Below are 12525 nucleotides of genomic sequence, written 5' to 3'. Positions count from 1 at the left end.
TCGTCAATGCAGCGTCTCGATGTACTTTTCGTGGAAGCTGACATAGCCGGGCTCGACCACCTTGAGATGCCGCTCGATCAGCGCATGAAACCGCGGCAGTTGATGAAACGGCACGCCGGGATAGGCATGATGCTCGGCATGGAACGGCATGTTCCACGCCAGCTTGCGGACCAGCCAGTTGGTCAATGTGGTCCTGGTGTTCTCCAGCATGTTGGCGACGAACGGACAACGACCGTGCTCGGCCAAGAGATAGAGGCGCAGAAACGGCTGCCCCAACAGAGCGGGCAAAATCCAGACATAGACAAGCACCGAGAGCCGGAAATAGACGGCAAGCAGAAGGAGCACGGCATAAAAGGCAATCATGGCGCGTGCCTCGATGCGCACCTTGTCATAGCCCTTTGGCGGAACGTAGCTTTCGCGACCACGATCCGCGGCGTTGGCATAAAGCGTCTTGATGTGGCCCCACCATAACGGGATGCCGGATATGTGGACGAGGTATTGCCGCCATGTCTCCGGCTTGGGGAACGCCAGTTCCGGGTCATTGTCGGGATCTTGCGTGTATCGATGGTGGGCAAAGTGGAAGTAGCGGAACCAGTCCGCCGGCAGTGCGATCGCCAGGCTGCACACCCGCGCCACGAGATCGTTCAGCCGCTGCGCCTCAAAGGCCGTGCGATGAACCGTCTCGTGCAGCAGCGTGAATAGGAACACGATGAGGAGACCTTGCGGCAGCATCAGCAGCGGCCAGAACGGCACTTTGGCGGCGATCAGCGATCCGAGGATCACGATCGCACCCCAATGAGCGGCAAGCTGAACGAGGCCCGCGGCATCAGACTTGGCGGTCAGCCGGTTGCGCTCCTCCTGCGTCAACGATGAAATTACGTCGCGATGATCCACGGGCTTCGATCCAGGCTGGGATTTGATAGAATCCACTGTAGCGCATGAAAAATCTTTCCAAAAATGACGATTTCTGCGATTTAGATAAGCTGAACTTATCTATCCGGTGATCATGGCCGTACTTCCCTCTCTCAAAGGACTTCAGGCTTTCGAGGCTGCCGCCCGTACAGGCAGCTTTGCGGGGGCGGCGGAAGAGCTTTCTGTATCGGCCGCCGCCGTCAGCCAGCTCATCCGCACCGTCGAGGAGCAGATGGACCGCAAGCTGTTCCATCGCGTCAACCGGCGCGCCGTCCTCACCGAGGCCGGCGTCGAGATGCTGCCCAGGCTGACCATGGCCTTCCAGGAGATCGGCAGCGTCGCGCGCCAACTGGGCGGCGATGCGTTCCGCCCGCGCCTCGTGGTGTCGGTGCCGCCATCCATGGCCATGGGTTGGCTTTCGCAGCGCCTCACTGGTTTTGTCTCCAGCCATGGCGCCGTCGACATATCGCTCAGAGGCGAGGATGACCCGGTGCCGTTCGACCGTGAGTTGATCGACATCAGGCTCACTTATGGCCCGCACTATCGCGAGCACCCGACCGAGGACATCGTCCAGGACGCAGTCTATCCCGTGTGTGCACCCGGGCTGGCGGACACGATCAAACCCGAAGGCCTCGCCAGCCTGCCGCTTATCCATACCGGCTGGGGACCGACCGGTGCGTCCTTTCCGTCCTGGCACAACTGGTTCGAGGCGGCCGGCATCGAACCCGGCCGGGCAGCGCAGCGCGGCCTCTCGGCCAACTCATCGCGCGCAGCACTCGACCTTGCCATTTCGGGATTGGGCGTGGCGCTGGCGCAAGGGATCTACTGTGCCGAGGCGCTGGAGGACGGCCGACTTGTCAGGCCCCTCGCCCAAATGGTCGAGCTGCGCCAGCCCTATTGCCTGACGATCCCGGCGCGCAGCGCCAGACGCGATGTCGTGGACGCATTTCGCCAGTGGCTGATCGACGAGTGCCGGCGCGCAGTCGGCTCGCCGGCACTGCGTTGACGCGACACGCGGCAATCGTCAGAGGTGCCCGCTCAATGCCTCAGCCATGTCCTTGTTTGTCGCCACGGGGATGATCTCGAATTCCACCAGATCCGCCCATTCGATGACCCAACGCTGCAGCAGCGTGACGTCATCGGCCTCCACCAGCAGGAAGCAGCGGCTCATGTCCGCCGCGATCCAGCTGTGGTGCACGAGCAGCTTGTCCGGTTTCAGGCGGCCGCGGTCGCGAAAGCGGCGATAGATCTCCTTGCGATCACAGCCGGTGAAATCCTCGATCACGATAAACTGCATGTTCTACCCCCGATCAAATTACCGCCCCGGCCGGTCCAACCGCTCCAGGAACCATTGCGTCAGCCGCACCCAGACCTCGTCCTTCTCACCGGAATCCTCCCAGCCATGATCGAGGTTGGGATTGTCATTCACCTCGATGACGAAGACGCCGTCCTTGGTCTCCTTGAGGTCGACGCCATAGAGCCCGTCGCCGATGCAGCGCGCGGCCTTCACTGCCGTCTCGACGACATGCGCCGGCGTTTCCTTCAGCGTGAAGGTCTTGATGCCGCCCTGGTCGGGCTTGCCGTTGGCCTTGTGGTTGACGATCTGCCAGTGCTTCTTGGCCATCAGATAGTGCACGGCAAACAGCGGCTGGCCGCCGAGCACGCCGACACGCCAATCATATTCGGTCGGAATGAATTTCTGCGCGATCAGAAGGTCGGAATCCTCCAGCCATTCGGTGGCGAGCGTCTTCAGTTCCTCGAAATTGGCGCATTTCTTGACGCCGCGCGAGAACGACGAATCCGGGATCTTCAGCACCAGCGGAAAGCCCAGCGTCTGCGCCGCCAGTTCGAGATCCGAGGTGCCGGCGATCATCACCGTCGGCGGCACCGGCACCTTGTTGTAGGCCATCAGCTCGTTGAGATAGACCTTGTTGGTGCAGCGGATCATCGACAGTGGATCGTCGATCACCGGCATGCCTTCCTGCTGGGCGCGGCGGGCGAAACGATAGGTGTGGTTGGAGATCGAGGTGGTCTCGCGGATGAACAGCGCGTCGTAATTGGCGAGCTTGGCCAGGTCCCGCTTGGTGATCGGCTCGATTTCGACGCCCATCTTCTCGGCGATCTTGGCCCAATAGCGCAGCGACGAGATCTCCGAGGGCGGCAATTCCTCATGCGGGTCGACCAGCGTGGCGAAGGTATAGCGCGCCGGCGTGCGGCCCTTGGTGTCGCGCCACTCCCGGTTGGTGTAGGTTTCCAGGCACTGTATGAAGCTTTTTTCCTCGTCCTCGGTCATCCGCGCCAGCGGATGGAAGCCGATCTTGCGGATCGAGGCCCATTCGGCGCTGTCCTTGATGTGGACTTCGAGCGCCGGTGCGCGGAACCAATCGAACAACAGCTTGGCGAAACGGTCCCAGATTTTTGACGGCCCGATGCCGAAGAAGATGCAGACCTTTTGCGGAAAGGCGCCACCAAGATCCTTGCGGCATTTGTTGAGCGCCAGTTCCAGTTCCGGCAGCGCGTGCTCATAGAGCTTGCGTTCCGACAGGTCGATCATCGTCTCGACGGTCGGGATCACCTTGTGGCCGCGCGAGCTTGCCAGCAGCGAGGCATAGTAGCCGCGGCTCTGGTAGGCGTAATTGTTCGACAGGTTGATGACCTTCGGCCGCTGGCCGCGAAACAATGACGGATGCGCGAGATAGTCGCGATTGGTGATGATCTTGTGCGGTGTCGCCACCTGGTCGAGATCGCTCTGCCTGCCGGTAAGGATGACCCAGGTCATTGTCTGTCACGCTTTCCCAGAGTGATGGCGGCCCGCAGTCCATCGCGACCGAACTGCGCCATGTTCATGAAGATGCCGTAAGGCACGGGAATGTTGGCTGCATCAAGGATGGTCTCCTGCCTTTCATCCTCGACCCAAGGGTCGTGGATCAGGATATGGTCGCCGTCATCGCCGATCGCCAGCACCCAGTGCGGCACCTTCTTGCCGAACATCAGGAAGCCGCTGATCAGCACCAGCACCAGCTTTCCCCCAGCGATCGCAGCGCGGATATCGTCGATTGTGAATGCACGGTAATTCACCGGGATGCCGTAAAGTTCCGCGCGTCGGCGAAAGTCGACCTGGGCCAGTTCCATTACCCTGCGCTTGTCCTCGCTGCGCACCGATTGCAGGAACAGCGCGCCATAGAAGGAGACGTAGATCTCCACCGCGAGCCCGCTCTCATAGCCCGAGACAGCGAGGCCGAACGGCTCGCAACCCCCGGGACCCGACATCATGAAGACGGTCGTCGCTTCACGCCACAGGCGGATTTCCATGACCGGATCCGGCACGAAGCCGCGATCGAAATTGGCCATCGCCATCATCAGGCAGCACGGACCGCAGGTGAATTCACAGGTCTGCGGGTAGAACGGCACCTTGGTGGCGATCGGAATGTCGCCACGCAAGGTTTTTTCGTAGCGAAGTGCCGTTTCGCCATCCTCATAGTAGCCGGGCTCACGCCCGATCTTGCGATAACCGGCCCGTTCGTAGATGCGGATCGCGCGGCTGTTGTCTTCGCGAACTTCGAGACGCAGCATCATGCGGTCGTGCTCGAAGGCGGCATCTTCGGCGGATCCGAGCAGCATGCGGCCGACACCCAGCCCGCCGAAAAACGGACTGGTCGCAATCGAGTAGAGGCGCGCCACGCCGCTGCCTTTGCGAAACAGCACGATCGCATAACCGGCCACGCGGCCGTCGACTTCGGCGACCAGCGTCTCGGCGGTTTCACGCTCGATGAACAGTCGGAAGGAGCGGCGGGAAATACGGTCGCTTGAGAAAACAGCTTTCTCGATGGCGGCGAGATCATCGACGTCAGACGCGCGGGCCGTGCGGATCTCGGCAGGCATGCGGCTTCAGAAAACCTCGATTGGTGGTGGAAATGGCCCTACTCGAACACGTCCTTGACGCCAACCAGGGCGTTGGGAAAACCGGCGTCCACCTGGGCGCACGAAGTCCGCTCCACCACCTTGAATCTTCGCCTCGTTTTTCCAAAAACCGTTTCCGATTTTCGGGGCGATGCGACGGCATTCATCAAGCGCTATCGCACCTCGATTAGGGCCGAATTGTGACAAATCCGACGCCGATCCGACGGGCGCAAAAGGTCCTTCGGCCGGATCGGCATTCGCGGATCGACGGCACCGGCAAAAGCGGTGCCGTTCAGCTTGCCAGCCCGTTTACAAGTTGCGTGTAGGCGTTCCTGGCGACCTCGTTCAGCCGCTCGCGCGGCAAGGAGCCGACGACGGCGCAGCCATAGCCCTTGTCCAGCCAGTAGACGGCCTCGGGTCCGTCTTGCGTGGCGGCGTAGGTGCCCTTGGCATTCTCCGTCGATGCCGTGGTGACGAACAGCGATATACGCTGCCCATTGCCGTCCTCGTAAAGCAGCATGGCGGCCTTGCTCTCGCCTGCCGGAAGCAACCGGCCGCCGACCAACTGGAAACCGTTCGCGGTCAAGTCGGGTGCCACCAGCTTCAACCCTACCCGGTTGGACAGCCAGGTCTGCAGATGGTCCTTGTCGCTGGCCGGAACCTCGACGGCATGCCGCTTTTCGGCGGCATAGATGACATGGGCCGCGATTGCCTGCTCGGCCAGCCGATCTTCCGCCGGGTCCTCCTGGCCGATGCCGTCGACGCCGGCAAGGTAGCCACCAAGCCCGCCGGCGGCGACCAGCAACACGGCAGCGGCAAGCCACCAGCGTGAGCGTGGCGCGGCAGCCCTCACCGGTGCCTCGCCGAGCACGACCTTGCGCAGGCGCGCGGGCACGGCTTCGTCCAGCACCCCGGCGAAGGCGGCCTGCAGCGCCGTCCGGTCGGCGGTGAAGCGGGCGCTCCTGGCCTTCATCTCGGGATTGGCGTCGAGCCAGGCGTCGTAAGCGGCGCGCTCGTCTGCAGGCAGCTCGCCATCGAGCGCCATGTGGATGTCCCGTTCGGAAAAGTCGCGGCGGATCATTTCTCGACGATCCTTATTGCGCGGCGACGCGCCGTATCGTCCAGCAACCCACGCAATTCCTCACGCCCGCGCGCAATGCGCGACATCAGCGTGCCAGCGGGGACGCCCAGAATGTTGGCGGCTTCGGCATAGGAAAAACCTTCGATGGCAACCATGACAAGAGCTGCGCGTCGATCGGGGCTGATCGCCTGCAACGCGTCGATGATCTCGCGCGAGGCGATACTCTCCACCTGCTCTGCCGGCTGGGCAACGGCCTCGCCCGCCTCCAGCGGCAACATCGCCGCCTCGCCGCGGCGGTTCACCTTGCGCATCTGGTCGATGAACAAATGATGCATGATCGTAAACAGCCACCTCCGGGGGCTTTCTCCTGTCTGCCAGTTGTCGAGCCGCACAAGCGCCCGCTCGAGGCAATCCTGGACAAGGTCGTCGGCAGCGTCGCGGTCGCGCAAAAGCGAGCGTGCGTAACGGCGCAGGCGCGGTATTTCGCCAAGGATTGCTGCCTTCTTTTCGTCCATGACCGCTGGTTTCGAGGTCGCCCTTGTTGATCTGGATTGAACGCGCCTTCCGGGCGCGGCGCAAGCGGCCAGCGCGAAGCGGTCTCCCGCCCCGGTCACCCAAGCAATGAGATAACGAGCCCATTGGCCGATTTATTCCCGGTCGGGGTGAAATCTTATTGTTCTTGCTTGCCTTTATCCGTTTTCCCTCGCCGCCCGTGTCAAAAGCCGCTGATAGAACAGGCCGATACCGATCAGAACCGCGCCGAGGCCGATGAAGGATAGCGCCCGGAGTACGCCTTCCAACTCCGACATGTCGAATATGAAGACCTTCAGCACGGCGATCGCGATCAGCGCGGCCGAAGCGATGCGCAGCACCTGCGATTTCAGCCAGACGCCAGCTGAGAGCAGCGCAACGCCAATCACCAGCCAGAGCGCCGAATAGGTGTAGGTTTCCAACTGGCCGAGGCCGCTCCACAGGCCGATGAATTCGCCCTTGAACAGGCGCCTCACCGACAGCGTGGCATAGGCGAAGGCAAGCGCGGCAGCCACCACGGCCAGCATCTGCGCATACCATTTTGGCCGCTTGTCCCTGGCGTAGAGCGCCAGTCCCCCGGCGGCGACCGCCGGCAGGAGATAGGCGAGGAACAACAGGTTGAACACCGGGATACGGCCGGTCGATTCGTCGGTAAGCAAAGGATTCAGCACCACGAAATGCCTGACAACGATGAAAGCGACCGAGGCCACACCGGCGGCCATCGAACCATAGCGCAGCACCGAGCTTGGCGAGCGCATGTCGATGGCGACCAGGATGGCGCCGGCGCCGATGGCGATCAGGGTGTAGATCGACTGTTCGGCGAGCGTCATGGCACCCGTGTCGATGACGCCGCCATGCATGGCGTGGCGCACCAGCATGGCGAGCGTGAGCAGCGCAAACAGCGCCGCCGCCGCTTCCATGGCAAGGCGCGGCCGGCCATTCGTTGTGCGCGCAAGCTGCCAGGCGGCAAAGCCGAAGGCCAGTGCGGGCACGCCGTAGCCCGGCAGCAGCCAGTTGAACACCGGCGTCGTCGACAGGAACCCGGCGCCGACAATGGTCGGGTCGAAGGCGACACGGCCAAGCACCGCGATCACCGCGCCGACCGAAATCCAGCCGAGCACCGGATAGGAGCGCCAGCGCGTGGCCAGCGCCGGCACGATGGCCGCCGCACCGAGCAGGATGGTGGTCCAGCCGGAATCGAAAGCCATATGCATGAGCAGGAGCCCGGCGATGGCCGCGCCGCCCAGGGCAAACGAGACCGCGACACCGCCCTTGAGCGGCGGCTCCTCGGCCCGCGCGATCCACTCGCCGCCGGCGGCGAAAATGACGACCAACAGTGCCGCTGCGGCGGCGTAGACAGGGTCACGGTCGAGATTGCCGAAAGTGAACCAGAGCGCCAGCAGGACGACCAGCGGGACGATGACGCCCCACGCCGCCCATGAGGCCGCACGTATCTGTGTCCCAGCGGCGAACCGGCGCGCGGCCCAGAAGCCGGCGCCGATGAAGACCAGGCCGAGTGCGATGCCGATGCGCAAGGTCAGCGCGTTGGACGTGGCCACCGGCAGTCCGTCGACGCCCAGGGCGCCGCCCGAAAAATCGGAAGCGATCGAGGTTGGCGGGATAATGCCGAGATAGATCAGCACCGTGACCAGTCCCGCGGCATAGAGGAGCGGCAGCGCCAGCGGACGATAAAGCGTGACCGCCACCATCGCGGCGATCACCACCGCGCCCGGCAAGGCATAGCCGGCGGCAGCAAAGGCCGGGTCTACCGACAGGCCCAGTGCCGAGAATGCGACGAACAGGCCAGGCACGATGGACGGCCAGTCGAAAGCCCTGTCTGGCGTGGTTTCGTCGCCACGGCGAGCGAGCCAGACAAGGGCGAGCACGGCCAGCGTGACGGCGTCGATGAGCAGGATCGCAGAGAGGTTCGCCCCCGGCGCATCGGTCATATAGAGGATGGTCCAGGCACCGGTGCCGAAAAAGGCGGCCGCCATCAGTAATTTCCAGTCGCGCATGCGGGCGATGACGCCGGTCGCTGCGAGCACGATCGCAAGATAACCGAACAGCGCCCAGGGATTGGGTGCCTGCGAGGCGACGAGCACCGGCGTCACCATGGCACCGACAAGGCCGATGCCGGCCAGCGCCTGGCCATGGACAAGGGCTGCCGCGATCGTCGCCACGCCGATGACGCCGAGCAGCGTGAAGGCGAGTGCCGGGCCGATGAAGCCGTAGATGCCATGCGCGGCATAGACGGTGCCGAACAGGATGAAGGCACCGGCCGCTGTCAGGATCGCCGGAATATAGGCGCCCGCGGCGCCTTGTACGGGCATCTTGAAGCCGGTGCGGCGGATGAACTCGCCGCCGGCGACCAGCACAAGGCCGAGCGCGCCGGCCATGGTCAGCCGTACGCCGGGGCCGAAAATGCCGGCTTCGATGGTGTAGCGGATCAGGAACAGACCGCCCAGCGCCAGGGCGATGCCGCCGACCCAGACCGCCCAGCGGGTGCCGAGCGCGGTTTCGACATCGGATTGGCGGGCGGCTTTCGTCGCTCCGGGAAGCTCCGCGGGTTCCACCGCCTTCGGCGCCGGTTCTGGAGCGGTCCACGGCCCGGACACGATCTCGCCGGTCGAGTCTTCCGTTTCCGTGGCTGGCGCCGGTGCGGCGACCGGCTCGCTTGTCGCTGGAGAGAGAATGTCGGCCGCTGCCGCAACGGCTGGAATCACATCGGCGGGCACGTCGTCGGCCACCGCCTGTTCGGACGGCTTGGCCGCAGGCGGCACGGCTCCCGAGAGCACAAGGCTGCGCAGCGCGCCAAGCTCGCGCTCGACAAGGCCGATGCGGCTCTGCTGGCGCGAAATGATGACGAACAAGGCGATGATGGCGACTAGGCCAATCAGGCTTTCAAACATGGCGGTTCCCCCAAACCAGGCCAGTTTTCACTGACATTCGTCGTACTGACATTCAAATGCGGCGGCCAAGCGGCCAGAAAACTCAGCGCGCCGCCAGATTGGCGGCCGGAAAGATCGAGCATGTTTCGGTGCCGAAAGCCAGCAGCTTGCCGCCGCCATCCTTCAGCGTCGCTTCCGACACCGCCAACGTGCGGCCCTTGTGAACAACCCTGCCCTCGCAGACCACCTCGCCGGTCTTCGGCGTGATGGGACGCGTCAAATTCACCTTGAACTCCGCCGTCGTATAGGCCTCGCCCTTTTCGAGCAGCGTCTGCACGGCACAGGCCAGTGCCGAATCGAGCAGCGTCGCCGCCCAGCCGCCATGCACGCTGCCCAGCGGGTTGAGATGGCGCTCGCTCGGCATGCCACGAAAGACAGCGCGCCCTTCCGAGACTTCGGTGAGAGTGAAATTCAGCTGGAAGGAAATCGGCGGCGCCGGATACTTGCCGTCGACGATGCGCTGCAGCAATTCCAAACCGGTGTATTTCAGGATGTCGGCGTGCGGAATGGTGCCGAGGCCGAGCGGTGAGACCCGGCCAGGATAAAATTCGACTTCGCTCATGTGAGGATTTCTCTGGCTGCGTCCTCGCCAGCTATGGCCTTGCCGCGTGCGTGATGTTTGCGCAAGGCGGCGAGGAAGCCGGTACGAGCGTCCGGCGGCTCGATGCCGCGCGGCTCATAGACGTGCCGGGTGAAAAAGAAGCCGGTGAGCCGGAAGGCGTCCTCGACATCAGCCGCATCGGCGCGCAGCCCAGAGCCGCGCTGCAGGAAGGCCGGCAGAGCCAGCATCTTGTCGCGCCATGGCAAACCGGCTTCGCGCGATACCGCGCGTCCCGACTTCGGCGAGACATAGGCCAGGTCCTGTCGCGTGCCGGTGGCGGCACATCGACTGAGATCGAGGCCGAAGCCGAGTTCGTCCAGCACCAGAAGCTCGAAGCGCGCCACCAGTTCGCCGGCAACGTCGGCGTCGTCGAGATGGACGATCATCACGGCAAGCGTTTCGTAGAGACCTTCATGCGCGTCGCGCTCGGGCAGCAGGCGCAGATGCGCGGCCATGGTCTGCAAGCCGTAGACGGCGACGGCGCTGTCCATCAACCGGGCAGCATTCATCTCGATCGCTTCGGCCTGGAACGTGCCGAGATGTTCATCAAGGCGCGCACGCCACAACAGGTCGACGCGATTGCCGGGCTGGAGGACGGGCTGCTGTTTGCGCGAACGGCCGCCGCGAACAAGGCCGAGATGACGGCCATGCGCTCGCGTCAGCACCTCGAGAATGGCGCTGGTTTCGCCATGCTTGCGGGTGCCGAGAATGATTCCCTCGTCGCGCCATTCCATTTCAGGAGCTTTTCACCGATCGGGTGGCGAAATCAAGGTATGGGCTTGGCTCCTGGGTAACTCTCACACCAATGCATAAAAAACCGCCCGCAGCGATGTGCTGCGGGCGGGCTGGTGAGGTCAGTCGATCTGCTAGAAATTGCGCTGGAAGCGGACGATGCCGCCGACGCTGCTCTTCTTGTCGGCCTTGGTCCAGTTGTTGAAGTCGAAGTCGTCGAATTTTCCTGCATTGAGGTAATCGACTTCAGTCGTGACCGTAAAGCCGGGCACAATGGTATAGGCAACGTTGGCAGCGACGCCGAGGTTCTTCCAGTCGTCATAGGAAATCTGGGCGTTGAACGAGGTCTTCTCGTTGAACTTGTAGGTGCCGCCACCCCAGACTGCCCAGTTACCGCCCCACGGCTTGTATTGGGTACGGCCTGTGCCGAAGTCGTTGATGTTGTCGTTGGTGCCGTAGCCGCCCATGACGAACAGCGTCAGTTCCTTGCTGACGTTGACGTCCAAACGGACCTTGCCGGCCACTTCCTCATAGTTGCTGTCATAGGCCACGACGCCAGTGATCGCACCCCAGTCGCCCTTGTACTTCAAGCCGCCGACGACATGCGGAACATAGCTGTCGATGGTGTTGACGGCGGTGCCTTCCTCAAGCGAGACCACGCCCGTGAAGCCGCTGCCAGCGTCGAAGTAATAGCTGATGAGATTGGTATCCTTGACACCATACGGGATGAGCGTGTCCTGGATGACATTGCCGGCATAACCGATGAACTGGTCGTATACCGTTTCATCCTTACCGACGCGCAGACCACCGAGCTGGATCCAGGCGAAATTGAGGGTGGTGGTCTTGTTGCCGGCCTGCCAGCCGGTGCCGTCGCCTGTATAGTCGCCGGAGGAGTTGCCGAACTGGAAGCGAGTTTCGGTAAAGGTCTTCAACGTGCCGAGTTCGGTTTCCTGGCCGGTATAAGTCCTCAGCGTGAAGCGCATGTTCTTGTAATAGGTGTCGTGCCTATCGCCGTCCATGTGATCGGCAACGTTGTTGGCGCCATCGAGCGAGCCGGAATCGCCGACGCCCATGTCGTAGCGGAGATAACCGCCGATGCGCAGGCAGGTCTCGGTGCCCGGAATATAGAAGTAGCCGGCGCCGTAGACGTCGCAAATCTTGACGTATTCGGCCGGTTCCGGTTCGGCGACGACGACAGCGTCGGCGGCGCGCGCGCCGCTGACCGCGATCAGGGCCGCGGCTGAGCCGAGAAGGAGGCTCTTGATGTTCATTTTCTGACCTCTCCAGTCATAGTTATAAATGGCTTCGGATTTGTGGCTGGCGGCAATGTTTTCCCGCCTCACCCCCACAACGAAAAAGGCTCACACCGCTCGCCCTTTTCAGCGGCGAACATACCCATCGATCATCTGCCTTCAATGACGATTTCCGAAATAATGCCAATTCCGTGAACAGATTAATGCTGTGTTGCACAAATAACACTTTGCGTGACGGCGAATGGCACAAGTGGCACAACGTCACATATTGAATATATATACGGGATACTTTCGCGGCTAAATATAATTCAACGTTTTATATTTCTAAAAATACCGCACAATGTGGAATATCTACCTGGTTTTCGCCGACATCGACCTGAATCTTGCCGACCCCTCTATCGCCAGATGACGCCCATTCGCCAATCTCACTCTGATGCCGAGGCGAAAAGCGGGATGACGCTTCCAAGCCTGTCTGCTTCTTCCAAGACGATCGAAACCCTGGAGCGCTGTGGCGTCCCCGATTGTGACAGCAGCCAACCGTTCAAAAACGATTCCTCCGTGACGCCT

Annotated in this window: 11 protein-coding genes; 1 reads left to right on the top strand and 10 read right to left on the bottom strand. The window is 62.5% G+C overall.

Features of this window, described 5'->3' with window-relative positions:
* Positions 1–3: 3 nt before the first annotated feature.
* Positions 4–894: a fatty acid desaturase family protein gene (locus A4R29_RS09300; protein ID WP_013532571.1), complete on the bottom strand. Its 891-nt coding sequence runs from the start codon at positions 892–894 to the stop codon at positions 4–6.
* A 112-nt stretch (positions 895–1006) separates the two neighbouring features.
* Between A4R29_RS09300 and A4R29_RS09295 the strand changes: the two genes are divergently transcribed.
* Entirely contained in the window at positions 1007–1918 is a 912-nt protein-coding gene (locus A4R29_RS09295) for a LysR substrate-binding domain-containing protein (RefSeq protein WP_013532572.1), read from the top strand.
* Positions 1919–1936: 18 nt separating this feature from the next.
* Here the strand turns inward: A4R29_RS09295 and A4R29_RS09290 are convergent, their stop codons facing one another.
* The 9 genes from A4R29_RS09290 to A4R29_RS09250 all read right to left on the bottom strand — a co-directional run bounded on the left by A4R29_RS09290 (position 1937) and on the right by A4R29_RS09250 (position 11976).
* Positions 1937–2197 (bottom strand): DUF3303 domain-containing protein, encoded by a 261-nt coding sequence (locus tag A4R29_RS09290; RefSeq protein WP_244506935.1) that lies wholly within the window; start codon positions 2195–2197, stop codon positions 1937–1939.
* A 30-nt stretch (positions 2198–2227) separates the two neighbouring features.
* Positions 2228–3691 carry a RimK family alpha-L-glutamate ligase gene (locus tag A4R29_RS09285; protein ID WP_013532574.1) on the bottom strand — a complete coding sequence of 488 codons (1464 nt, stop codon included), beginning with the start codon at positions 3689–3691 and terminating at the stop codon, positions 2228–2230.
* A complete protein-coding gene (locus tag A4R29_RS09280; RefSeq protein ID WP_063171770.1) occupies positions 3688–4794 on the bottom strand; it encodes a peptidase C39 family protein in 1107 nt (368 codons plus the stop codon). The genes A4R29_RS09285 and A4R29_RS09280 overlap by 4 nt, the downstream gene beginning before the upstream one ends.
* Before the next feature lie 310 nt (positions 4795–5104).
* Positions 5105–5893, bottom strand: a complete 789-nt coding sequence (locus tag A4R29_RS09275; protein ID WP_063171769.1) for an anti-sigma factor family protein — start codon at positions 5891–5893, stop codon at positions 5105–5107.
* A complete protein-coding gene (locus tag A4R29_RS09270) occupies positions 5890–6408 on the bottom strand; it encodes an RNA polymerase sigma factor (RefSeq protein WP_013532577.1) in 519 nt (172 codons plus the stop codon). Before A4R29_RS09270 ends, A4R29_RS09275 begins: the two co-directional genes overlap by 4 nt.
* A 174-nt stretch (positions 6409–6582) precedes the next feature.
* On the bottom strand, positions 6583–9333 hold the full coding sequence (locus A4R29_RS09265) for a DUF2339 domain-containing protein (protein ID WP_063171768.1): 2751 nt from the start codon (positions 9331–9333) through the stop codon (positions 6583–6585).
* An 82-nt stretch (positions 9334–9415) separates the two neighbouring features.
* On the bottom strand, positions 9416–9934 hold the full coding sequence (locus tag A4R29_RS09260) for a PaaI family thioesterase (RefSeq protein ID WP_063171767.1): 519 nt from the start codon (positions 9932–9934) through the stop codon (positions 9416–9418).
* The gene (gene recO / locus A4R29_RS09255) at positions 9931–10707 is read right to left on the bottom strand and encodes a DNA repair protein RecO (RefSeq protein ID WP_063171766.1); all 777 of its coding nucleotides are present in this window, start codon (positions 10705–10707) and stop codon (positions 9931–9933) included. Before recO ends, A4R29_RS09260 begins: the two co-directional genes overlap by 4 nt.
* 132 nt (positions 10708–10839) lie before the next feature.
* On the bottom strand, positions 10840–11976 hold the full coding sequence (locus A4R29_RS09250; RefSeq protein ID WP_024503065.1) for a porin: 1137 nt from the start codon (positions 11974–11976) through the stop codon (positions 10840–10842).
* Positions 11977–12525 lie beyond the last annotated feature (549 nt).

It is taken from the genome of Mesorhizobium ciceri biovar biserrulae (genome assembly GCF_001618845.1).
Taxonomy (GTDB): domain Bacteria; phylum Pseudomonadota; class Alphaproteobacteria; order Rhizobiales; family Rhizobiaceae; genus Mesorhizobium; species Mesorhizobium ciceri.
The sequence above is the reverse complement of the archived record's forward strand: the minus strand, read 5'-3'. Positions and strand labels throughout refer to the sequence as shown.

What these genes read in the sequence shown, in the direction of transcription:
- A4R29_RS09285 (WP_013532574.1), bottom strand. Translation starts at nt 3,691, where the DNA reads ATGACCTGGGTCATCCTTACCGGCAGGCAGAGCGATCTCGACCAGGTG.
- A4R29_RS09280 (WP_063171770.1), bottom strand. Translation starts at nt 4,794, where the DNA reads ATGCCTGCCGAGATCCGCACGGCCCGCGCGTCTGACGTCGATGATCTC.
- recO (WP_063171766.1), bottom strand. Translation starts at nt 10,707, where the DNA reads ATGGAATGGCGCGACGAGGGAATCATTCTCGGCACCCGCAAGCATGGC.
- A4R29_RS09250 (WP_024503065.1), bottom strand. Translation starts at nt 11,976, where the DNA reads ATGAACATCAAGAGCCTCCTTCTCGGCTCAGCCGCGGCCCTGATCGCG.
- A4R29_RS09275 (WP_063171769.1), bottom strand. Translation starts at nt 5,893, where the DNA reads ATGATCCGCCGCGACTTTTCCGAACGGGACATCCACATGGCGCTCGAT.
- A4R29_RS09260 (WP_063171767.1), bottom strand. Translation starts at nt 9,934, where the DNA reads ATGAGCGAAGTCGAATTTTATCCTGGCCGGGTCTCACCGCTCGGCCTC.
- A4R29_RS09265 (WP_063171768.1), bottom strand. Translation starts at nt 9,333, where the DNA reads ATGTTTGAAAGCCTGATTGGCCTAGTCGCCATCATCGCCTTGTTCGTC.
- A4R29_RS09295 (WP_013532572.1), top strand. Translation starts at nt 1,007, where the DNA reads ATGGCCGTACTTCCCTCTCTCAAAGGACTTCAGGCTTTCGAGGCTGCC.
- A4R29_RS09270 (WP_013532577.1), bottom strand. Translation starts at nt 6,408, where the DNA reads ATGGACGAAAAGAAGGCAGCAATCCTTGGCGAAATACCGCGCCTGCGC.